This is a genomic window from Rhodoferax sp. GW821-FHT02C08 (assembly GCF_059421805.1).
Genome location: NZ_JBWKVR010000017.1, coordinates 48638 through 69042, shown reverse-complemented (window position 1 = coordinate 69042; position 20405 = coordinate 48638). Strand labels below are relative to the sequence as shown.

At 61.5% G+C, this 20405-nt stretch carries 17 protein-coding genes; 12 read left to right on the top strand and 5 right to left on the bottom strand.

Features of this window, described 5'->3' with window-relative positions:
• On the top strand, positions 1–969 hold the full coding sequence (locus tag AC07VY_RS19020; RefSeq protein ID WP_495098833.1) for a glycosyltransferase family 2 protein: 969 nt from the start codon (positions 1–3) through the stop codon (positions 967–969).
• Here AC07VY_RS19020 and AC07VY_RS19015 read toward each other — a convergent pair.
• The gene (locus AC07VY_RS19015) at positions 934–2145 is read right to left on the bottom strand and encodes an MFS transporter (protein ID WP_495098832.1); all 1212 of its coding nucleotides are present in this window, start codon (positions 2143–2145) and stop codon (positions 934–936) included. The two genes, AC07VY_RS19020 and AC07VY_RS19015, sit on opposite strands and share 36 nt — an antisense overlap.
• Complete coding sequence (gene aroC, locus AC07VY_RS19010; RefSeq protein WP_495098831.1) at positions 2145–3242, bottom strand: chorismate synthase; 1098 nt, start codon at positions 3240–3242, stop codon at positions 2145–2147. Before aroC ends, AC07VY_RS19015 begins: the two co-directional genes overlap by 1 nt.
• A gap of 98 nt (positions 3243–3340) precedes the next feature.
• On the opposite strand from aroC, the gene AC07VY_RS19005 reads away from it, so the two are divergent.
• On the top strand, positions 3341–3763 hold the full coding sequence (locus AC07VY_RS19005; RefSeq protein WP_495098830.1) for a cupin domain-containing protein: 423 nt from the start codon (positions 3341–3343) through the stop codon (positions 3761–3763).
• Here the strand turns inward: AC07VY_RS19005 and AC07VY_RS19000 are convergent.
• A complete protein-coding gene (locus AC07VY_RS19000) occupies positions 3760–4416 on the bottom strand; it encodes a glutathione S-transferase (protein ID WP_495098829.1) in 657 nt (218 codons plus the stop codon). The genes AC07VY_RS19005 and AC07VY_RS19000 overlap by 4 nt on opposite strands.
• Before the next feature lie 147 nt (positions 4417–4563).
• On the opposite strand from AC07VY_RS19000, the gene AC07VY_RS18995 reads away from it, so the two are divergent.
• Positions 4564–5784 carry a polyhydroxyalkanoate depolymerase gene (locus AC07VY_RS18995; protein WP_495098828.1) on the top strand — a complete coding sequence of 407 codons (1221 nt, stop codon included), beginning with the start codon at positions 4564–4566 and terminating at the stop codon, positions 5782–5784.
• Positions 5785–5831: 47 nt separating this feature from the next.
• Here the strand turns inward: AC07VY_RS18995 and AC07VY_RS18990 are convergent, their stop codons facing one another.
• Entirely contained in the window at positions 5832–6293 is a 462-nt protein-coding gene (locus AC07VY_RS18990; protein ID WP_495098827.1) for a CBS domain-containing protein, read from the bottom strand.
• Positions 6294–6562: 269 nt separating this feature from the next.
• On the opposite strand from AC07VY_RS18990, the gene AC07VY_RS18985 reads away from it, so the two are divergent.
• The 6 genes from AC07VY_RS18985 to AC07VY_RS18960 all read left to right on the top strand — a co-directional run bounded on the left by AC07VY_RS18985 (position 6563) and on the right by AC07VY_RS18960 (position 16249).
• Positions 6563–7213 (top strand): phosphatase PAP2 family protein, encoded by a 651-nt coding sequence (locus AC07VY_RS18985; protein WP_495098826.1) that lies wholly within the window; start codon positions 6563–6565, stop codon positions 7211–7213.
• A gap of 63 nt (positions 7214–7276) precedes the next feature.
• Positions 7277–12328, top strand: coding sequence for an alpha-2-macroglobulin family protein (locus AC07VY_RS18980; RefSeq protein WP_495098825.1), 5052 nt, complete (start codon positions 7277–7279; stop codon positions 12326–12328).
• A 74-nt stretch (positions 12329–12402) separates the two neighbouring features.
• The gene (locus AC07VY_RS18975) at positions 12403–12897 is read left to right on the top strand and encodes a DinB family protein (RefSeq protein WP_495098824.1); all 495 of its coding nucleotides are present in this window, start codon (positions 12403–12405) and stop codon (positions 12895–12897) included.
• A 608-nt stretch (positions 12898–13505) separates the two neighbouring features.
• Positions 13506–14468, top strand: a complete 963-nt coding sequence (locus AC07VY_RS18970; RefSeq protein ID WP_495098823.1) for an IS110 family RNA-guided transposase — start codon at positions 13506–13508, stop codon at positions 14466–14468.
• A gap of 881 nt (positions 14469–15349) precedes the next feature.
• Positions 15350–15871, top strand: a complete 522-nt coding sequence (locus AC07VY_RS18965; RefSeq protein ID WP_495098822.1) for a hypothetical protein — start codon at positions 15350–15352, stop codon at positions 15869–15871.
• An 84-nt stretch (positions 15872–15955) separates the two neighbouring features.
• Positions 15956–16249, top strand: a complete 294-nt coding sequence (locus AC07VY_RS18960; RefSeq protein WP_495098821.1) for a hypothetical protein — start codon at positions 15956–15958, stop codon at positions 16247–16249.
• A gap of 237 nt (positions 16250–16486) precedes the next feature.
• On the opposite strand, the gene AC07VY_RS18955 is transcribed toward AC07VY_RS18960, so the two are convergent.
• Positions 16487–17401 carry a LysR family transcriptional regulator gene (locus tag AC07VY_RS18955; protein WP_495098820.1) on the bottom strand — a complete coding sequence of 305 codons (915 nt, stop codon included), beginning with the start codon at positions 17399–17401 and terminating at the stop codon, positions 16487–16489.
• A gap of 87 nt (positions 17402–17488) precedes the next feature.
• Between AC07VY_RS18955 and AC07VY_RS18950 the strand changes: the two genes are divergently transcribed.
• Genes AC07VY_RS18950 through AC07VY_RS18940 form a run of 3 tightly spaced genes read left to right on the top strand, consistent with a single transcriptional unit; the run spans position 17489 to position 20387 of the window.
• On the top strand, positions 17489–18703 hold the full coding sequence (locus AC07VY_RS18950) for an argininosuccinate synthase-related protein (protein WP_495077450.1): 1215 nt from the start codon (positions 17489–17491) through the stop codon (positions 18701–18703).
• Positions 18700–19452: a 2OG-Fe dioxygenase family protein gene (locus AC07VY_RS18945; RefSeq protein ID WP_495098819.1), complete on the top strand. Its 753-nt coding sequence runs from the start codon at positions 18700–18702 to the stop codon at positions 19450–19452. Before AC07VY_RS18950 ends, AC07VY_RS18945 begins: the two co-directional genes overlap by 4 nt.
• On the top strand, positions 19449–20387 hold the full coding sequence (locus tag AC07VY_RS18940) for a DMT family transporter (protein WP_495098818.1): 939 nt from the start codon (positions 19449–19451) through the stop codon (positions 20385–20387). Before AC07VY_RS18945 ends, AC07VY_RS18940 begins: the two co-directional genes overlap by 4 nt.
• Positions 20388–20405 lie beyond the last annotated feature (18 nt).

Sequence of the window (20405 nt, the reverse complement as noted above, 5' to 3'; positions counted from 1 at the left end):
ATGATCACGGTCATCATCCCTTACTACCAGCGAGAGGCTGGCATTCTGGCCAAGGCCCTGGCCAGCGTTGCCGCGCAGCAGCCCGCGGGCATGCCCATCCAGGTGCTGGTGGTGGACGATGCCTCGCCGACACCCGCAGAACCCGAGGTTGAAGCCATCGGAGCGTTCAGCAGCCAAGTGAGAATCATCAAGCAGCCCAATGGCGGCCCAGGTGCGGCGCGCAACACAGGCATAGACCACGCCCCCGTGGGGACCCGCTACATCGCCTTTCTGGATTCGGACGACATCTGGTCCAATGACCATCTGGCGCGCGCCACCGCGGCGCTGGGCTCGGGTTACAACTTTTATTTCGCCGACCATTTCCAGCTGGGGGCCACCGTAGGCGCATTTGCCCGCGCCGGCCGCATCCAACCAGACAAGCACCCGCAGCTACCCGATACATTCCCCGGCCTGCATGCCTACCAGGGCGATTTGCTGGACCAGATCATCCGCGGCAATGTGATCGGCACCTCCACCGTCGCATACGACCTGCAAAAGTTTCCAGACAAGCGCTTCAAGGTCGAATTTACCAACGCCGGTGAAGACTATCTTTTCTGGATGGACATCGCCCATAGCGGCGCCAAAGTGGCTTTCTCCAGCACCTGCGAGGCGCATTACGGACGCGGCGTGAACATCTTTGCCGGCACCGGTTGGGGGACTGAAAAACACCTGCTGCGCCTGCACAACGAAATCAAGTACCAAAAGCTGACCTGCCAGCTATTCCCGGTCACGCCGGTCCAGCGCGCCCACATCAACGCCAGCCTGTCCAGGCTGCGCAAAGCCTTTGCCAGTGATCTGCTGCACCGGGTGGCGCACCGCAAAAAGATCCCCATGGGACTGTTGTGGCGGCATCTGCAACTGGACCCGCTGAGCTTCTTGCTGATGCCGTTTTCGCTAGCGAGCGGGCTGCTCCAACGCGGCAAGAGTTGAGTGCGACTGGAACTTGAGTGCGCATATCGTCGCTATCAAACTCGTAGCTAGTCCCGCCCAATATACCTGCGCCAAGCCGTATTTTGAGCTGATATATCCCCCCATCAAAGCACCCAGCACGCCAGGGCAACCATAGCCCAGCACGGTGTACAAAGCCTGGCCACGGCCTCGCAGACGGCCCGGAAAATAGTGTGACAGCAGCGCAATGCAGGCGCCATGGTGGGCAGCGAAAGTCAGGGCATGCAGGGTCTGGGCCAGCACCAATACCCACAGCACATGGGCGCTGCTGGCCGTCAAAACCATGCGCACGGCCATGGCCAGCGCCGCAAACATCAGCCAGCGCGGCAGGCCAACGCGGGGCAACCACCGACTTTGGGTAAAAAACCAGGCCACCTCGGCCACCACCGACACCGCCCACAGCAAGCCTATGGTGGTCTTGCTATAGCCCAACGCATCCAGGTACAGCGAGAAAAACACATTGATGCCTGTATGTGACAGCACTTGGAAAAAGCAGCTGACGAACATCCAGCGTACCGCCCGCTGGCGCAGGATAGGCCAGATCGGCGGCCGTGGCTGCTGGGTGTGTACGGCCTCCTTGGTGTTTGGCATCCAGGCGCTGCTGGCCAGTAGCACCAGCAAACTCAGCCACGTCACGCCCGGAAAACCCTGCATGCCAAACCGATCAAACCACATGCCACACAGCAAGACCGACAGCATGAAACCCAGCGAACCCCACAGGCGCACACGCCCATAGCGCTGGGCGTTGAAGCCACCGTCGCGGCTGACCAGCTCAGCCATGGCGGCTTCGCTCATCGGGGTCATGGAACTCGTATGGGTGTACAGCAGCAACAACACGGCGCCCAGCCAGACCAGGCCCCAGTCCAGCGCCAGCCCCAAAGAAACCACCAGTGCCGCCAAGGCGCAATAGCGCAGCAACGCCACCCGTTCGCCGGTATGGTCGCTCAACGCACCCCAGCCATAAGGTGCAAACAACCGGGTCGCGGCCTGGATGGAGGTCAACATCGAGATCGTGACCAAACCCAGGCCCTGGCTCTTCAGCCAGAGCGGCAGATAGGAAGTAAAAAAACCGGCATGCGCAAAATAGCAGGCCGAAAACACGGCAAACGGCGCCAGCTGGCGGCGACCCACCAGCGCTGCGGGTGCCGTGGCGGGCATCAGCCGGCCGACGATGCTATCGGGCCTACCGCCTGCACCACATCCGCATTCTGGGCGCGCTGGCGCAAGGCATGCTCCATCACCACCAAGGCCAGCAAAGCCTCCACGATAGGTGTGGCACGGATACCTACGCAGGGATCATGCCGCCCCTTGGTCACCACCTCGGTAGACACCCCTTGCGTGTCGATGGACTCGCGCGGCGTGATGATGGAGCTAGTGGGCTTGATGGCGATAGACACTTCCAGATCCTGTCCGGTGCTGATACCGCCCAGAATGCCGCCTGCGTTATTGCTACGGAAACCCTGTGGCGACAGCGAATCGCCGTGCATGCTGCCACGCTGGGCCACACTGGCAAAACCGGCACCAATTTCCACACCCTTGACGGCATTCAGCCCCATCATGGCGAAGGCGATATCTGCGTCCAGCTTGTCGTACAACGGTTCGCCCAGACCCACTGGCACGCCCGAGGCCGTGACGCGGATGCGTGCGCCGCAGGAGTCGCCGGCCTTGCGCAATGCGTCCATATAGGCTTCCAGAGCCGATACATCGGCCACCGGGGCGAAAAACGGGTTGTTCGGCACGTGCTCCCAGCTCTCGAAGGGAATGGCCAAGTCGCCCACCTGGGTCATGCAGCCGCGAAACACCACGCCATATTTCTCGGCCAGCCATTTTTTGGCAACTGCGCCCGCTGCCACCGTGGGCGCCGTCAGGCGGGCGGAAGAGCGGCCACCACCACGCGGATCGCGGATGCCGAATTTGTGCCAATAGGTGTAGTCGGCGTGTCCGGGGCGAAAGCTCTGCGCAATCGCGCTGTAATCCTTGCTGCGCTGGTCGGCATTGCGGATCAGCAGCGCAATCGGCGTGCCGGTGGTCTTGCCTTCATATACGCCGCTGAGAATTTCTACCGCGTCCGGCTCGTTGCGCTGGGTCACGTGTCGGCTGGTGCCGGGGCGTCGGCGGTCCAGATCGGTCTGAATATCGGCCTCGGTCAAGGCCATGCCCGGGGGGCAGCCGTCGATCACGCAGCCAATGGCTGGGCCGTGGGATTCACCAAAATTGGTGACTGCGAATAAGTTTCCAAAGGTATTGCCGCTCATGGCACAGGATTATCCCCGACTACGGAGGTGGGAACAGTTCATGCTTAGTCGGCCGCACACCCATGCCGGTGTCCGTGCAACTTTTCAAGGAGAGGCCGATGCTGCAACCCACCCCGACCGATTTCTCACATGTCAAACCCGGTGACACCAACTATGTGCAAGGCGGCTTGCGCGATTTCTTTTTGTACCGCGACCTGGGCATTGCCGAGGCCACGCACGGAAAGGTGATTGCGCACCTGGTCAAGGCAAATATGGCTCCAGAAAAGGGCACTGGCTGGCACCGACATGAAGCGGATTTTCAGATCGTCATCATGGTCAAAGGCTGGGCCCGCTTCATGTACGAAGACAAGGAAACCCTGGTGCAGGCCGGCGACTGCGTGCACCAACGCCCCGGCATAAGGCACTACCTGTTCGACTATTCACCGGACATGGAATACCTGGAGATCGTCTCGCCCGCCAACTTCAAGTCGATTGACGTCGAACCGGTATGCGATATACCTGATCCAACGCCCTGGAACTAAAACTCCGCATCCAGCTCGTCAATATCCTCGGGCTCCTCCAGCGCAGCGGCTATCCACTCCTGCATGGCCGGCAAGGCCATGATGCGCTGGCAGTAAGCACTGCACACCGGGTCCAGCGCCACGCTGTAGGTTAGAAAACGCGTCACCACCGGCGCGTACATAGCATCCGCCAGCGTGACCTGGGCTCCAAAAAGGTAGGGGCCGCCATAGTTGGCCAAGCACTCTTTCCAGATCTCCACGATGCGGTCTATGTCGCTCTGGGCGCGGGACCAAATCTTGAAATCTGCAAAATGGGCTTTCAAATTCATGGGCAGAGCTGTGCGCAGGGACGCAAAGCCCGAGTGCATTTCTCCGCAAATCGCCCGGCAATGCGCCCGGGCCGCAGCATCCGCAGGCAGCAGCCCGGCTTTGGGCTTGATCTCGTTCAGGTATTCGCCAATCGCCAGTGTGTCCCACACCTTGATCTTGTTGTGCACCAGCGACGGCACCAGCATGGAGGAAGACATCAGCAGCATCTCGGCCTTCATGGCCGGATCATCGGGCGAAACCACCTGCTCTTCAAAATCCAGACCCGCGAATTTGGCCATCAACCAACCACGTAAAGCCCAGGCGCCGTAGTTTTTACTGCTGATGGTCAACTCGGCTTTGCGCATGGATGCTCCTTGTATGGTGGGCTATTTGAGCAAGGGCTGTGCCAGAGAACAGGCTGATTTTTACCAAACGTAACAAGCACATAAACCCCATATGGCCCATAACTTGCCTGCGTAACTTGGGTCCATCCGCCCCACCGAAAACAAACCATGCTGTACCAGGCCTACCAACTCCAGTCCGATTGGATGTCGCCGCTGCGGCTCATGGCCCAAAGCGCCGCTGCAGCCCTGTGGCTCAACGATACCGAGGGCAGTCCGGTGCGCCGTATTGCGGCCGCATGCGACGTGTTTTCACGCATACGGCTGACCCATACCCGCCCCAGCTATGACATCCACACGGTGCAGATGGCCGGGCGCGACGTGGACATCGCCGAAGAAACCGTGCTCAGCCTGCCCTTTGGCAGCCTCTTGCATTTCAAGAAAATCGGTGCCGAGCTGCAGACCCCACAGCCACCCGTGTTGCTGGTGGCGCCGCTGTCCGGCCACTTTGCCACGCTGTTGCGCGAAACCCTGCGCACCCTGCTGCAGGACCACGACGTCTACATCACCGACTGGCACAACGCCCGCGACGTCGCGCTGAGCCACGGGGCATTCACGCTGGACGACTACACCGCGCACATGATCCGGTTCATTGAAACCATAGGTCCGGGCTCCCACGTGATTGCAGTCTGCCAACCCTGCGTGGCCGCCCTGGCCGCTACCGCTGTAATGGCCGAAGACGATAACCCCTGCCAGCCCCGCAGCCTGACCCTGATGGCCGGGCCGGTGGACTGCCGCATCAACCCCACCGGCGTCAACGCCCTGGCCACCAGCAAGCCGATTGAGTGGTTCGAACAAAACCTGATCACCCACGTACCCCTGCCGCACAAGGGCTTTATGCGCCGGGTCTACCCTGGTTTCATACAGCTCAGCGCGTTTTTAAGCATGAATCTGGAGCGCCACAAGCAGCAGTACAAAGACATGTACAAATACCTGCTGGACGGCGAACTGGACAAGGCCGAAACCATACGCAAGTTCTACGACGAATACCTGGCGGTGAACGACCTGCCAGCCGAGTTCTACCTGGAAACCGTGGAAAAGGTATTCCAGACCTATGACCTGCCACGCGGCGTGCTGACTTTCCAGGGCCGTACCGTAAAACCAGCGGCCATTCGTCGCACCGCCCTGATGACCGTGGAAGGCGAGCGTGACGACATCTGCTCAGTCGGCCAGACCATGGCCGCACAAGACCTGTGCACCAGCATCCGCCCCAGCAAGCGGGTCCACCACATCCAGACGGGTGTGGGCCACTACGGCGTGTTCAGTGGCAAAAAGTGGAACCAGCAGATCTACCCGCGCGTGCGCGACATGATCTACGCCAACCAGCTCTGAACGCAAAAAAGCCCGGCTAGCCGGGCTTTTGAATGGAGCGACTGAATTTATTTGGCGTCCGTCTCTTCGTCATCGCCTGCGGGCCAATCACGGATATAGGCCTTGAGCATCTTGTTTTCGAAGTTCTGGCTGTCCACCACGGCCTTGGCCACGTCGTAGAAGCTAATAACCCCCATCAGCATCTTCTGGTTCATCACTGGCATGTAGCGGGCATGGCGATCCAACATCATGCGGCGCACTTCGTCCAGCTCGGTTTCGGGCGTGCAGGTCAGGGGATGATCGTCCATGGCGGTACGCACCAGGGTGCTGCCGATGGAGCCGCCGTTTTTCACCAGTTGCTGAATGACCTCACGGAAGGTCAGCATGCCGACCAAATCGCCATGGGACATCACCACCAGAGAGCCCATATCCTTCTCGGCCATCACGTTCAAGGCAGCAGACAAAAGCTCATCAGGATTGGCCGTGTAGAGCGTATTGCCTTTCACACGCAGGATATCGCTAACTTTCATGGTGTTCTCCTCGTAACTCGGTGGGGTTGGATAGTTGCAATATAGCCCACAATGGCCCAGCAGAATGCATGGAATACGTTTAAACAGCGCGCCCACAGCAGCTATTTTCCAGACACAACACACTGCACCCACCCGCCGCGGGCTCATTGGGAAATCACAGGGCGTGCTACAACTTTTTACACTTTAGTGGCCAACTGGTGATGCTCCAAGGTCAAAGGCATACAGCGCAGAGAAATGCTGCGGCGCAGCACGGCCCGTAAAATCAGCGGATGTCTTATTACCTGGCCAAAGCCCCCTACTGGATCACCCGTTTTGGTGAAATGGGCATCGTGCTGCCCATGGCAGCCGTACTGGCCGTGTGGATGGTGGCATCCACCCGCTCGCTGCGCCCGGTATTGGGCTGGCTGGTGCCGCTGGGTCTGGTCATTGCAGTCACCACTGCGTCCAAGATCGCCTTCATAGGCTGGGGCCTGGGGATTGCGGCGCTGGACTTCACCGGCTTCTCGGGCCATGCCATGTTCTCCGCCGCCATCTACCCGGTGCTGGCCTATACCCTGACGGCGCACGCGCGCAACGCACGCACAGTACGCCTGGCGGTCATGGGCGGCTACGCACTGGCCCTGCTGATTGCCTGGAGCCGGGTATACATCCAGGTGCATTCCTGGTCCGAAGTGGTGGCCGGTTTTGTGCTGGGCGCCACCGCCAGCGCCTGGACCATCTGGCGCAGCCAGTACACCCACCACGGCATGCCCGGACGCTGGGCGCTGCTGCCCGTGGTCGGCTGGCTCAGCATCATGCCCCTGCAGGCAGCACCGTCACGCTCGCACGATATGGTGACCCGGCTGGCACTGGAACTGGCCGCGCACGACACGCCTTACCGCCGTGCAGACATGCACAAAGCAGAGGAAAAAGCCCCGTAAACACATAACTTTACGCGGCTAAACTGGCCGTCCCTTTTGTCGTCACATGACGGGACTGCTTCCATGAAAATTCGCTCTTGGCGCCTCCTCGCCGCTTTGCTTGCCATCGTTGCCGCAGTGGCCGCAGGCATTGGCTGGTATCTGTCACAGTCGTCCACGCCCAGCCGCGTGGATGTGGGCAGCGCCGAGCCCTTCGCCTGGGTGGACTGCAAGGCTCGGCTGTTGGATGGCTCGCCTGCCCTGGCCGTCATGTTCACCCAGCCGCTGGCGCGCTCGCAGGACTGGGCCAAGCTGGTCAAGGCCACCGAGGGCGACAAACCCGAAAGCGCCCGCCCGGTGGATGCGCGCTGGGTGCTAGGCGACAACCCGCGTGTGCTCTACCTGCCGTTTGCCACGCCTGACCGCACCTACAACATCGCGCTCAGCGAAGGCCTGACGGCCGCGGCCGGCGGCACCCTGGGCGCGGCGCACAGCTGCAGCGTGAAGAGCGAGGCCATGCCCGAATCCTTCTACTTCGCCAGCAAAGGCATCGTGTTGCCCGCTGGCCAGAACGGCGGCCTGCCGGTAGTCACCATCAACACCCCCGAGGTGGACGTGCAGTTCCTGCGTGTCAACGCCGAGTCGCTGCCGGTCTTCCTGGAGCAAGTCGGTGGCCGCCAAGACCGCCGCAACCACACGGACGACGAAGATGAAGGCGACTACGACAACAGCTACCAAGACCCCGGCAGCAAGCTCAAGGGCACGGTAGGCGGCTACCAGTTGGACAAACTGCGAGAGATGTCCAGCAGCGTCTACATGTCGCGCTTCACCACCGATGCACGGCCGAATCGACGCAATGTCAGCTTCCTGCCGGTCGAGAAGATCAAGGAACTGCAGGAGCCCGGCGTCTACGTGGCGGTGATGAACACGCCCGGCCGCTTTGGCTGGGACTTCCAGGTCACCTACTTCTACGTGACCGATATCGGCCTGCACGTGCGCCGCCATGCCGAGCAAACCGATGTGTTCACCACCTCGCTCAAAAGCGGCGAAGCCCTGCGCGGCATTGAGCTGACGCTGATCGATGAAAACGGCAAAAACCTGGCCCAGGTCAACACCGACGGTGAAGGCCACGCCGTGCTGGATGGCCGCACCGACAAGGGCCGCGCCATCGTCGCCCGCAAAGGCAAAGAGATGTCCGTCATCGCCCTGCGCGACCCGGCGCTGGACTTGTCTGAATACGACGTGGGCGGCTACCCCTCGCGCAACCAGAAGCTGTTTGTCTACGCTGGGCGCGACCTGTACCGCCCGGGCGAGCAATTCACCGTATCCGTACTGGCCCGTGATGCCGATGGCAAACCTCTGCCCGCACCACAGGCCGGCGGTGCCCTGCCCATCACCCTGGTGCTGAAGCGGCCTGACGGCGAAAGCGTGTCCACGCAGATCGTGCGCCCCTCCACCAGCGGCACGGCCTACTACCAGCAGGCGCTGAACCTGCCAGCCGACGCGCCCACCGGCCGCTGGCTGCTGGAGGCCCGCGTGGACCCCGGTGCCAAACGGCCCGACGCCGCCTGGAGCTTCCAGGTCGAGGAATTCCTGCCCGAGCGCATGAAACTGGACCTGAAAGCCCCCGACGCCGTGCTGCAAGACAAGGCCGCGCTGACCGTGCAGGTCGAGGGCAACTACCTCTACGGCGCCCCTGCTACCGGCAACCGCCTGCTGGCCAGCCTGGCCGTGGAGCGCCTGCGCGTGGCCCTGCCGCAAACCTGGCCCGGCTTCATCTTTGGCGACATCGCCGATGACAGCGCCAAAAAGCGCCAGGACCTGGGCGAGAATGCCCTGGACGACGCCGGCAAGGCCGAGGTCGATGTACCACTGGAGTTGAGCGAGCGCAGCTCGCCCATGCAGGTGCGCGCCAGCTTCAGCCTGCTGGAATCGGGCGGCCGCCCGGTGGTGCGCTCCATCGAACGCGCCTGGTGGCCCGCCGCCGAGTTGGTCGGCATACGCCCCCTGTTCGACCGCGACATCGCGGCCGAAGGCGGCCTGGCCGAATTCGAGGTGGCCCGCGTCAACACCCAGGGCAAGTTCGTGCCCGCCAAGGGCCTGCAAATCCGCCTGCTGCGCGAGGAACGCCAGTGGTACTGGCGCTACGACGACAACCGTGGCTGGAACAGTGGCTACCACGAGGAAGAAGAACTCATCGAGGCCCGCAGCATCAACTTGGCCGCCCGTGGCAAGATCGCCCTGCCCGTCAAATACGGCCGCTACCGCCTGGAGATCAACGACCCCACCACCGGCCAGACCGCCCGCTACCGCTTCTACGCCGGTTGGGGCGCGCAAGACGCCGACGACATGGGCAACCGCCCCGACCGTGTGGGCCTGAAGCTGGAAGGCGCACCATTCAAGGCCGGCGACCGCGCCAAGCTGACCATCACCCCGCCGCACGACGGCGAAGCCCTGGTCACCGTGGAAGGCGACCGCGTGCTGTACCAAAAGCGCGTCAGCGTCAGCGCCAGCGGCACCTCCATCGAGATCCCGGTGGACCCAAGCTGGAACCGGCATGACCTATACATAGGCGTGGTGGCCTTCCGCCCCGGCAGCCAGGGCGACCGCATCACCCCGGCGCGTGCGCTGGGCCTGGTACACCTGCCGCTGAACCGCGATGCACGCAAGCTCAAGCTGGCCATCAGCGCGCCGGCCAAAACCGTGCCCGAGCAGAAAGTACCTGTGAAGCTGAAACTGACCGACGCCGCTGGCAAGCCCCTCAAGGCCGGCCAGGCCATGGTCACCCTGTCCGCCGTGGACGTGGGCATTCTCAACATCACCCGCTACGCCACGCCCAACCCGGTGGACTTCTTCTTCGGCAAGCACCGCTATGACGCCGACCTGCTGGACATCTACGGCAAGCTGATCGAGAAGATGGACGGCAACCAGGCCAAGCAACGCTTCGGCGGTGACGCCAGCAAGCGCGACACCCAAAGCATGCCCCGCAAGGTGCGCCTGGTGGATTTGTTCAGCGGCCCGGTGCAGCTGGACGCGAATGGCGAGGCCACCATCCCGCTGGACCTGCCCGACTTCAACGGCACGCTGCGCCTGATGGCCGTGGCCAGCACGCCCGACAGCTACGCCAGCGCCGACGCTGAAATGGTGGTCGCCGCCCCGCTGGTGGCCGAGCTGTCCATGCCGCGCTTCATCGCCCCCGGCGACGTGGCCACCATTGCACTGGATGTGACCAACCTCTCCGGCAGCCCGCAAGAGGTCAAGGTGCAGATCGAAGCCAGCAGCCCGCTAAAGATCACCGGCGCCCAGGTCCCGGTGAAGCTGGCCGACAAACAGCGCAGCATCCTGCGCTACACGGCCGAGGCCACCGACGCCTATGGCCTGGCGCCCATCAAGCTCACCGTTACCTCTGGCAAGCTGAAGGTGGTGCGCGAAGCCGCGCTGCAGGTGCAGCCCGCCACGCCGCTGGTGCGTGAGCTGCGCCGCGTGCGCGTGGAGCCGGACGGCAGCTACAAGGTCGACCCCGCGCTGGCCGACGCTTTCTGGGCTGGCTCGGCCCGCGTCAGCCTCAGCCTGTCGAACAAGCCGCCCATCGACGTGCGCGCCGCCGTACAAGGGCTGCTGATGTACCCCTACGGCTGCTTGGAGCAGACCACCAGCAGCGCCTACCCGCTGGTCTTCATCGACGAAGCCGGCGCCACCGCCTACGGCATGAAGCCGCTGTCGCGTGAAGAGCGCGCCAAGCGCCTGGACGTGGCCTTTGGCCGACTCGCCGGCATGCAGCAGCCGCAAGGTGGCTTCGGCCTGTGGGCCGCCAGCAGCCCTTACGAGGCCTGGCTCAGCGCCTATGTCACCGGCTTTCTGCAGGACGCGCACGACGCCGGTTTTGCTGTGCCCGAGACCATGCAGACCCGCGCCCTTAACTCGCTGCTGGAGCAGTTCCAGAAAGCCCCCGGCCTGCAGACCAAGCAGCCCAAGGACATCCACCGCGATGCCCAGGGCCGCGTGGCCGACTACCGCGAGGTGGAAGCCCTGCGCATGGCCCACCAACGCCTGTCCGAGGCCGCCCACGCCGGCTACATCCTGGCACGTGCGCAGAAAGCTCCGCTGGCCACGCTGCGCACCTTGTTTGACGACTACCGCGGCAACGCCCGCTCGCCCCTGGTGTTGGTGCACCTGGGCCTGGCCCTGCAGCTGATGGGTGACGAGACCCGCGCCAAGACCGCCTTCGACGAGGCCCTGAAGCTGGACTACGGCATCAACCCCGCCAACAACGGCTACTGGGGCGAATGGCTGGGCGACTACGGCTCGCGCGTGCGCGACAAGGCCATGGCCTACGCCCTGCTCCTGCGCCACAAAGTCGCCCACCCGCAGCGTGAAAACCTGCTGCTGGACCTGGCCGCTGACTTCGACAAACGCCAGTACTACTCCACCCAGGAAAAGCTGGCTCTGTTCCTGGCGGCCCGCGCTGCCGGTGGTGCAGGCGACCAGGCCTGGACCGCCAGCCTGCAAACCGGCGCCACCAGCGAAAACCTCAGCAGCAAGACCACCGAGCTGCGCAGCTTCGACGTGGCAGCGCTCAAACGCGGCATCAGCCTGACCAGCAAGAACAGCGAACCCCTGTTCGTCGAAGTCGCCGCCGAGGGCTACCCCGTCAAGCCCCTGCCGCCGCAAGACGACCGCATCAGCCTGGAGCGCAGCTGGTGGTCCACTACCGGCGCCAGGCTGGACAGCCGCCAGTTCAAGACCGGTGACATGGTGGTGGTGCGCCTGCGCGTACAGGCCAAGCAGCGCGTCAAAGACGCGATGGTGATAGACCGCATCCCCGCCGGCATGGAGGTAGAAAACCTCAACCTCAGCCAGGGCGTGCAGGCCAGCGAGTTCGCCGTGGAAGGTGTGAACGTGGGCCAGGCGCTGCAAAACGAGCGCATCAAGCACAGCGAATACCGCGACGACCGCTTCGTGGTGGCCGCCGAACTGGACGGCAGCAAGCTCGACCTGTTCTACCTGCTGCGCGTGGTCACCCCCGGCAAGTTCGTGGTGCCCGCCCCGTTTGCCGAAGACATGTACCGCCCCGACATCCGTGGCGTAGGCAAGCCTGAGGCCGATGTGGTGGTAACGGACCCGCGGGCCAAGTAAGGCCTTTTGCTATTAAATAAATAGCTGCCAGCGCAGGCATTACCTGCGCTGGTAGCCTATTTCTCATATACCCCATGCTGAACAACGCCCTCCGCTACAAACAATGGGCCGACCGCCGCACGCTGGACGCCGTGGCCCAGATCGATGCACAGCGCTTCCCATCGTCCATGGCCTTCGTCCGCCAGCAACTGAACCATATGGTCCGGGTGGAAGAACTGTTCCGCGCCCGCCTGCTCGGCCAGCCGGAGCCCCATGCCAGCACCAACACAGAGGCTGTGCCCACCCTGGAAGAACTGGACCGCAGACTGTCCGCATCCAACGCCTGGCTGCTGCCCTATGCCGCCGCGCTGTCGCCCGAGCAGCTTGCCGCATCCATCCACTTCCAGTTTGTAGACGGCCAGGCCGGCCGCCTGAACCGCGAGGAAGCGCTGTTCCACTTCGTCAACCACGGCACCTACCACCGTGGCGCCATAGGCCATGCGCTGGATCTGGCACAGGCCCCGCGCCCGGCAGATACCTACACCGTCTTCATCCACGCCGCAGAGCCGGGGCGACGGGAACCGGCATAAAGGCACCTCGGCGCTAGGCCATGGGGTCAGATCCGAATTGCGCTCTGTCTGCCCATCGGAATCAACGGTGCCCGCCCGCATTTCGGTTCCCCCAGGGCCGAATGAACGCTCACTCTCAAATTGATAGCTGCTCGCGCAGGTAAATCGTGCGCTGGCAGGTGATTTGGCTTGAACTTTTGGATGGGTTGACGTCTTTGGCATCCCCTGCCGGGAAGTGCGCCCGGCGGCGCAGTCACTATTTTTGCGTGGCCAAAAATAGTGACCACAAAAAGGCCAGCCGAAGTCGTCGCCCCCTGCGCAAGCGCAGGGGTACGCTGCGTTGCTCGGTCTGGTCGGGGTCCCGCTCGAACTCGCCTGCGGCTTGTATGTTTAAGACGTCGGGTTCAAAAACTTGTATGTTGATGGTGTCGGGGTGGAGAGACCCGCTACGGGATCGGCTGCTTGCGCGGACCGACTGTTTTGAGAATTCTCCCGTCCCACCTGCCAACGTCGATCAGGAACTGAGCGGTGGCCCGTTTCAAGCCAGCCAACCGCCGATCTGAAGGCAAGCCAACGTGGCAGGTGAGCTGCACCCCGACAAGGCAAATTGTCCAATCGGAGGAGCCATCATGCAAGAGCCAACTTGTTCAAAGTTATGTATTGGCGTCGATGTTGCGAAGGCCGAACTGGTCATCTCGCTAGGGACCGGACATCGACCGCACAGCATCGTCAATGACGAAGCCAGCATCACGGCATGGTTGCGCGAACTGCCCACCGGAACGCTGATTGCCATGGAGTCGACGGGTCGTTATCTCGGTCTGCTGGCCCACTTGGCCAGCCAAGCAGGCCTTACGGTCTACGTGCTCAACGCCCGGGATGTCTACTTCTACGCCCGCGCCCTGGGCACGCGGGGTAAGACCGATGGCGTAGACGCCGGCGTCATCGCCCGCTACCTCGCCGAACACCATACCCGACTACACCCTTGGCAAGCCGCCAGTGGCATGCAGCAACAACTGCAAGAGCTGCTCACGCGCCGAGCGCAAGTGGTCGTGCAGCGTTCGAGTTTGCGTCAAATCTTCACTGGTGTGGACGCACCAGGGTTGGCTCTAGAGATGCTTTACAACGGCTTTGATGCCTTACTGAAATCGATGGATGACAAGGTTCAGTACTTGATCGCTGGTGACACCGAAATGGCGCAGGGTTGTCAAAGGCTTTGCAGCATCACCGGCATTGGGCCGCAGACTTCAGCTTTATTGGCCACATTGCTGAGCCGCTTTGACTTTGCCAATGCCGATGCGTTAGTGGCGTACTGTGGGCTAGACCCGCGGCCCAATGACTCGGGTACCAAGCGCGGGCGGCGGCGACTGAGCAAGAAAGGGCCGCCATTGCTGCGCCGGCAGATGTACCTGGCGGGCTTCGCTGCCAGCCACAGTAAAGCGCTCAAGCCGCTGTACCTGTCGATACGGGCCAAGGGCTTTGCCAGCACAGAAGCATTTCTCATTTTGGGGCGCAAATTGTTGCGCGTAGCGTTTGCAGTTTGGAATGGAACCGAGACATTTGATCCGGCCCGTTTACGTCCAAAAACAACTTGAAAAAAACATAGAACCTCAAACAATCGCGGGCCCTGATCCGCCCAGCCCTGCGCTACTCGCCGACGCCACACGGCGGGGGGCGGACAGCCGAACATCCAGCCCGGCTGCGCCGGGCATCGCGTATCCCGCGAGACCCTCACCCCAACCCTCCCCCCGCTGGGGAGAGGGAGTAAAGCGGGGACACGCGCGAATTTCGCGCCGGTATTGCCCCCTCTCCCCGCCGGGGAGAGGGCTTGGGTGAGGGCCAATTCGCGCCCTAGGCGCGATGTGGCGCTACGCGCCACCGATCCCGCTCCCCGGGGTCCCCCTCTGTATGCGCCGAGGAGCGCAGCTTCAAGTGGATTAGGGCCCGCGATTGTCTGAGCGCAGCGAGTTCGAGCGGGACCCCACTTGAAGCGAGCACCGCAGGTTCCCGTAGCGCCAGCGAAGGGCGCAGACAGTGGGGGCGCCTTTCTTTTGGTGACTTTTCTTTTGCGCAAAAGAACAAGTTACTCGCCCGCCGGGGCGAACTCCCGGCCGGGGATCGCATAGACGCCAAGACCCTCTGCACTAACCCAAACCACACATAAATCTTCAAATGAAAACTAGCTCCAGCGCAAATTCAACCTGCGCAAGCAGCTATGAAAAATAGAGCACTTGGTGACTCCACCTTTTTGAGGGGAAGACGCAGGCGGGGCGGGAACCGGTCGGTTGCGCCAGGCTATAGTGGTTCATCGCTCAGCATGCGATGTTTGTCGAAACTTTTATCCCTGTATAAAAACAAACCCACCTCACGAAAAGCCAATATGCAAGCCACCTTCAGGAGATTTCCATGAATGTTTTAAACCTCATCAGCCAATGTAAACCTTGGGGTTTACGGTGGACATCACGTTAGCAATCCAATGGAGGCCATAGCGACGCTCGAACTGGAGTACTTCCGTCTCAGATTTGGATACGGCAGTGGCGAGGAGTGCGTCGATTGGGCAAGTGAACGCTTGCAATACGATCAAGAGGGTGATGACCTCGAAGTAGTTCTTCTCGCGGGCGCACGTGGACGCGACGAAGTTCTGCCTCTTGTCGAGGTGATCATTGATCGTTACTGCGGAAGCACGCGACTAGATGACGAGTTTGCCGCCGGGAAGTTTTTGGTGACGCTGCGCTCCGACTACGTTCAAGGGCGAGCAACAATTGAGTCGGTGGATGCTGTGCTCTCCATTCTTTACCCAAAGCTCGGCTATCCCAATTGGCTTGTTATGCTTGCGCGCAATTGTGAATATGCGACCGATGTCCCAGCTTTTAAGGAACCATTCGAACGTGAGTTTGAGTATGTCGCTTCGTTGTGGGCCTCGGCCGCAAACAAGGCAGCGTTTGAGACCCAGTACAGCCGTGAAATTTCAAACCAGCATGATGCGAAGTGCTGCTAACAGGTTGCTCGTCGCGGACGGGCAGTATCACATTGCCGCTTCGCGGCCCATGCTGCCCGACGGACAGCGCCAACATTAGCCCTCATGGAAGTCCGCCCCGCGCTCATCCACGTTGCGGTTGCCATTTCTATCGGCGCGCTGTTCGCGGCGTTCACCCCCGCAAGATGGATCGCTGCTTCACTCTGGGTGTCGTCGGCGATGATGGTCAACGGAGCATTTGCGACAGTCGAAGACGCAATGCCTGGCGGATTCGAAAACCCGGATGGCACAAGCCCGATTCCAGATACTCGCGCACTTGCGGTCAAGATCACTGTCTTAGCCCTTGCGCTTGCCTGCCTTGGGCTCGCGGTGCAGTTTCTTTGGCTGGTGTCTCCATGATGGCTAACTATTTGGTCAAGAGCGTACCGCCTTTGGCGGCTGCTTACCTCGAACGTTGAAGCTGTAAAAGTACCTCGGCGCAACATTTCCTATCCATCCGAGATCACTCCCAAAACCATAGCTACCCGCGCAGATATCTTCTGCGCCAACAAGCAATTTCCCCCACAAACCCGCGCCCCCGCTCCCAGCCCTTTGCCAAGTCCAAGGCGAACAGTGCTGGGCTAACCGTCCGTCGCGCTATGCATGGAGGCAACTAGCGAAGTGGTCAATAAGCACCCGCACTTTAGGCACGGTGTAGCGTGATGGAGCGAACAGCATGTACGCCGTGCCCTGGTAATTGGCCTCGTAAAACCACTCGGGCAAAACCGGTACGACACGGCCTGCCTTGATCGCTGCTTGGGCTGCAAAGTCTGGCAAGCAGCCCACGCCTAGACCGGCTTGAACGGCCTCAAGCCGCATCTCGCTATGGTTTACGGTATAGCGCCCCTGCACCAGCACCTCGCTCGTTTCCTTGCCGCGCGAAAACCGCCAGCGGTTATCCCCCAATTGCTCTCCCAAAGACAAGCAACTGTGGGCCATGAGATCCTGCGGGGCCAAAATGGGCGGATGCGACGCCAGATACGCTGGGCTGGCCACTAGCAGTTGGCGCACAGGCATCAGCGACCTGGCCACCATGCCCTGGGGCGGGTCCTCGGTCAGGCGAATCACGACGTCCATGTTCTCGCGCAGCGGATCTACCGGTCGGTCGGCAACCAGCAGCTGCACATCGACGTCTGGATAGCGTTGAAGAAACGCCAGCAAATGCGGCTGCAGCACTTGCCGCGCAAAAGCCTTGGGCGCACTCACGCGCACCAAACCCTTGGGGCTGCGCATATGCCCTTCGGCCACCTGCAAAGTAGCCTTGGCGGCAGCAACCATCTCGCGTGCGCGCTCAAAAGCCTCCAGGCCCGCCTCCGTCAGATGCAATTGCCGTGTTGTGCGCCGCAGCAGCTGTACACCCATGGCTTTTTCAAGCCGTGTGATCTGTCGGCTGACCGCCGATGGCGACATATCCAGCTGCAGCGCCGCAGCTGAAAAGCCGCCCGACTCAACCACTTTCACAAACGCCACCAACTCCCTCAAAACGTCTATGAACTCGTTTGTTCCCGCCATGCACAACTCCTGTTCAGCCATGCAGTCTAGTCAGATTTCCAGGCCCCACCAAAAATGCCATAGCCAATAACAACCTGGAAAAATGCTATGCAAAGCAGAAGAATTCGCAGTTTTGACGATCTCGACGCCATGGTGGGCCGGGTAGACCATGTGCTAACGCTGTTCAGTGGCGGACTGGACAGCAGCTACGTACTCAAAGAGCTGGCGGATCGTGGACTTCAAACTACCGCCCTGGCGATCGATGTCGGAGAAAGCGCCCATGTCCAAGACTTGCAGGACATTGCCGACTTCTTTGGCGCTACGTTGAAGGTGGTGGACGCCAAAGAGTCTTTTGCCACGGAAGCCGTGCTCCCGGCGATACGTGCGCAGGCCCGCTATATGGGCATGTATCCCGTGAGCTCCTCGCTGTCGCGCCCTGTGCTGGCACGTTGTGCCGTGCAGGCTGCCAGCGAGCTAGGGTGCTCGGCCATTGTGCACACCGCCAACCAATCCCAAAACAGCCTGCGCAGGCTCAACGGTGCGATCGCACAGCTGGAATTCAAGGGCTGTTTTGGCACGCCTTATGAATGCTCCATATTGACGCGGGAGGAAAAGATAGAAGCACTCCGCCTGTTGGGACTCACACGTTTCCAGGCCAGAGGTATCAGCGGTGATGCCAATCTGTGGTGCCGCGAGTTTGAGTCGGGGTCCATCGACAACCCCGAAGGATTTTGGGTGCCATCCACCCTGTATGAGTGGACGCGCCAGACCGGCCTGCCCATCGAGCAGCGGGAAATCAGCATCCAATTTCACAAGGGGCTGCCGGTCGCTGTCGATGGAGAACCGATGCAGCTACTGGACCTGATTGCACTGTTGAACCAGCAGGTGGGGGCATATGCCATCGGCCGATACAGCGGACTGGAGCATCTAGCCGGTGGAGAGAAGGTGCTGGAGGTACGCGAGGCCCCCGCTGCCACCATCTTGATGGACGCCTACCGCCACTTGGAAACGGCCGTGCTGGATGCCGAAACCATGCGCGAAAAAATAGCGATGGAGCAACTGTGGACCCGCGAAGCCATAGAAGGGCGTTGGTATGGCATGTTGCGCCAAAGCGCAGAAGCATTCATCCAGACGTCTGCGGTCAAAGTATCAGGCACGGTGGGCTACGTGCTGCGCCAGGGCGCAATGGACGTTTGTTCGATCCGGGCCGAACGCCCGCTGTATCTGACAGACCGCGATGCCTGGGAAAAGAGTCTTCTGCAAAGCGCTTTCCAGCCCCCAACACGCCAAACCAGCGCGGAATCTTTGGAGGTGCAGGCATGATCGGCCCGAGCTTGGATACAGTTGCGCCCCCGACCAAGGGCATGGGTGATTTTGGACGCCACCTGCAGCGCAGCCATTTTGTATTTATTCCTGGGGCCACACTGTCAACGTTGCTGGCCCTGTCGGGCGAAGAGGTAGCCGACTTTGGCTCCTATTGGGAGCGCTTGACCTGCGACCAGTACATGGGTGACGGTGGCACCTACCGTTACCGCCGCTACGGTGAGTTTGAGATGTCCAGAGGACGTGAGCGCCGCCAGTTGCCGCATGGACCATATGAGCAGCCCAAGTACATCAACGAACTCAATGGCGGAGTCGCCCGCAAGTTCGACCCCCTGGAGCCCGATTTCGCATCGCATACTGTACTCAGCAGATTGCTCGACTGGCTGACACAGCTGTATGACCAATGCGAGGGCAAGGCATGCCGCTGGAACGTTCGCGTGCACCCCTACCGCATTACAGCCAGTGGTTCCGTACCGGGGCAGCCCACGCCGGAAGGCCTGCACCGGGACGGCGTGGACTACATCGTCAGCCTGCTGGTGGACAGACACAACGTGCAAGGTGGAGAAACCACCATCACGGACGAGCGCCGAGAAATCCTCTGGCAACGCACCCTGCTGCAGCCCATGGACATCATGGTGGGCGACGACCACCGCACCATGCACTCCGTATCGCCCGTGGTACCTGTGGTGCCGGGCAAACCGGCTTTCAGAGACGTACTCGTCGTGGCATTTACCCGGGCTGTTGTATGACCCAAACCACCTTAACAATCAAAGCGCCATCCAAGGTACATGCACATGCCTGGCTTGGCTTTGGGCCAGTTGAGTTGCTGCTGCTACTGGTCGCTGCGGTATGGGGCGGAAGCTACACGGCGGCCAAATTGGCCACACAGCAACTGCCTGTACTAGAGTTTTTGGTGTTGCGCTTTGGTCTGACGTTTGTGCTGCTTTTGCCTGCGCTCAAGCCCCTGGCCCGCATGCCGTGGCGTAGCGCCTTGGGCGGGGCCATCATGCTGGGCGCAAACTTGCTGGCCATTTTTATCTGCGAAACCTTCGGCGTATCTTTGACCACCGCCTCCAACGCGGCCTTTCTCATCAGTTTGTGCGTGGCATTCACGCCGTTCTGCGAGTGGTGGCTGCTCGGTCAAAAGCCCTCGTCCTCCGTCATCGCAGCAGCAGCACTCTCGATGCTGGGGGCCGGCCTGCTGGCGTTCCAGCATGGCGGTGGATCGCAGCTGGTGTGGGGTGACGGTTTGATGGTACTGGCCGCACTTCTGCGCGGCCTGATGGTATGCCTGACCCGCCGCCATGGGCAAAAACACCAGCTACCTGCACTCACCATGACAGCGATCCAGATGGGCGTGATGGCAGTGGGCGCAGTAGCTGTGCTGCTGGTGGTCCAAGGCCCCACGTTTCACCCCTTGCCAGTCACTATCGGCTTCTGGGCGGCCATGGCCTTTTTGGTTTTACTGTGCACCGTACTGGCCTTCTTTGTTCAGAACTATGCGGTGGCCCGCACCAGCCCCAGCCGGGTCGCCTTGCTGATGGGCAGCGAGCCCCTGTTTGGCGCACTGATCGCCACAGTCTTCATGGGCGAAGCCGCCACCGCGCAAGGCTGGCTAGGGGGCGCACTCATCGTAGGGTCAGCATGGTGGGTCACCCGGCCAACGCCTGGTGCCAAGACCTAAGGCGCCTTGTTTGAGGTA

Coding starts and splice junctions, on each gene's coding strand:
- AC07VY_RS19020 (WP_495098833.1), top strand. CDS start 1: ATGATCACGGTCATCATCCCTTACTACCAGCGAGAGGCTGGCATTCTG.
- AC07VY_RS19015 (WP_495098832.1), bottom strand. CDS start 2,145: ATGCCCGCCACGGCACCCGCAGCGCTGGTGGGTCGCCGCCAGCTGGCG.
- aroC (WP_495098831.1), bottom strand. CDS start 3,242: ATGAGCGGCAATACCTTTGGAAACTTATTCGCAGTCACCAATTTTGGT.
- AC07VY_RS19005 (WP_495098830.1), top strand. CDS start 3,341: ATGCTGCAACCCACCCCGACCGATTTCTCACATGTCAAACCCGGTGAC.
- AC07VY_RS19000 (WP_495098829.1), bottom strand. CDS start 4,416: ATGCGCAAAGCCGAGTTGACCATCAGCAGTAAAAACTACGGCGCCTGG.
- AC07VY_RS18995 (WP_495098828.1), top strand. CDS start 4,564: ATGCTGTACCAGGCCTACCAACTCCAGTCCGATTGGATGTCGCCGCTG.
- AC07VY_RS18990 (WP_495098827.1), bottom strand. CDS start 6,293: ATGAAAGTTAGCGATATCCTGCGTGTGAAAGGCAATACGCTCTACACG.
- AC07VY_RS18985 (WP_495098826.1), top strand. CDS start 6,563: ATGTCTTATTACCTGGCCAAAGCCCCCTACTGGATCACCCGTTTTGGT.
- AC07VY_RS18980 (WP_495098825.1), top strand. CDS start 7,277: ATGAAAATTCGCTCTTGGCGCCTCCTCGCCGCTTTGCTTGCCATCGTT.
- AC07VY_RS18975 (WP_495098824.1), top strand. CDS start 12,403: ATGCTGAACAACGCCCTCCGCTACAAACAATGGGCCGACCGCCGCACG.
- AC07VY_RS18970 (WP_495098823.1), top strand. CDS start 13,506: ATGCAAGAGCCAACTTGTTCAAAGTTATGTATTGGCGTCGATGTTGCG.
- AC07VY_RS18965 (WP_495098822.1), top strand. CDS start 15,350: ATGGAGGCCATAGCGACGCTCGAACTGGAGTACTTCCGTCTCAGATTT.
- AC07VY_RS18960 (WP_495098821.1), top strand. CDS start 15,956: ATGGAAGTCCGCCCCGCGCTCATCCACGTTGCGGTTGCCATTTCTATC.
- AC07VY_RS18955 (WP_495098820.1), bottom strand. CDS start 17,401: ATGGCGGGAACAAACGAGTTCATAGACGTTTTGAGGGAGTTGGTGGCG.
- AC07VY_RS18950 (WP_495077450.1), top strand. CDS start 17,489: ATGCAAAGCAGAAGAATTCGCAGTTTTGACGATCTCGACGCCATGGTG.
- AC07VY_RS18945 (WP_495098819.1), top strand. CDS start 18,700: ATGATCGGCCCGAGCTTGGATACAGTTGCGCCCCCGACCAAGGGCATG.
- AC07VY_RS18940 (WP_495098818.1), top strand. CDS start 19,449: ATGACCCAAACCACCTTAACAATCAAAGCGCCATCCAAGGTACATGCA.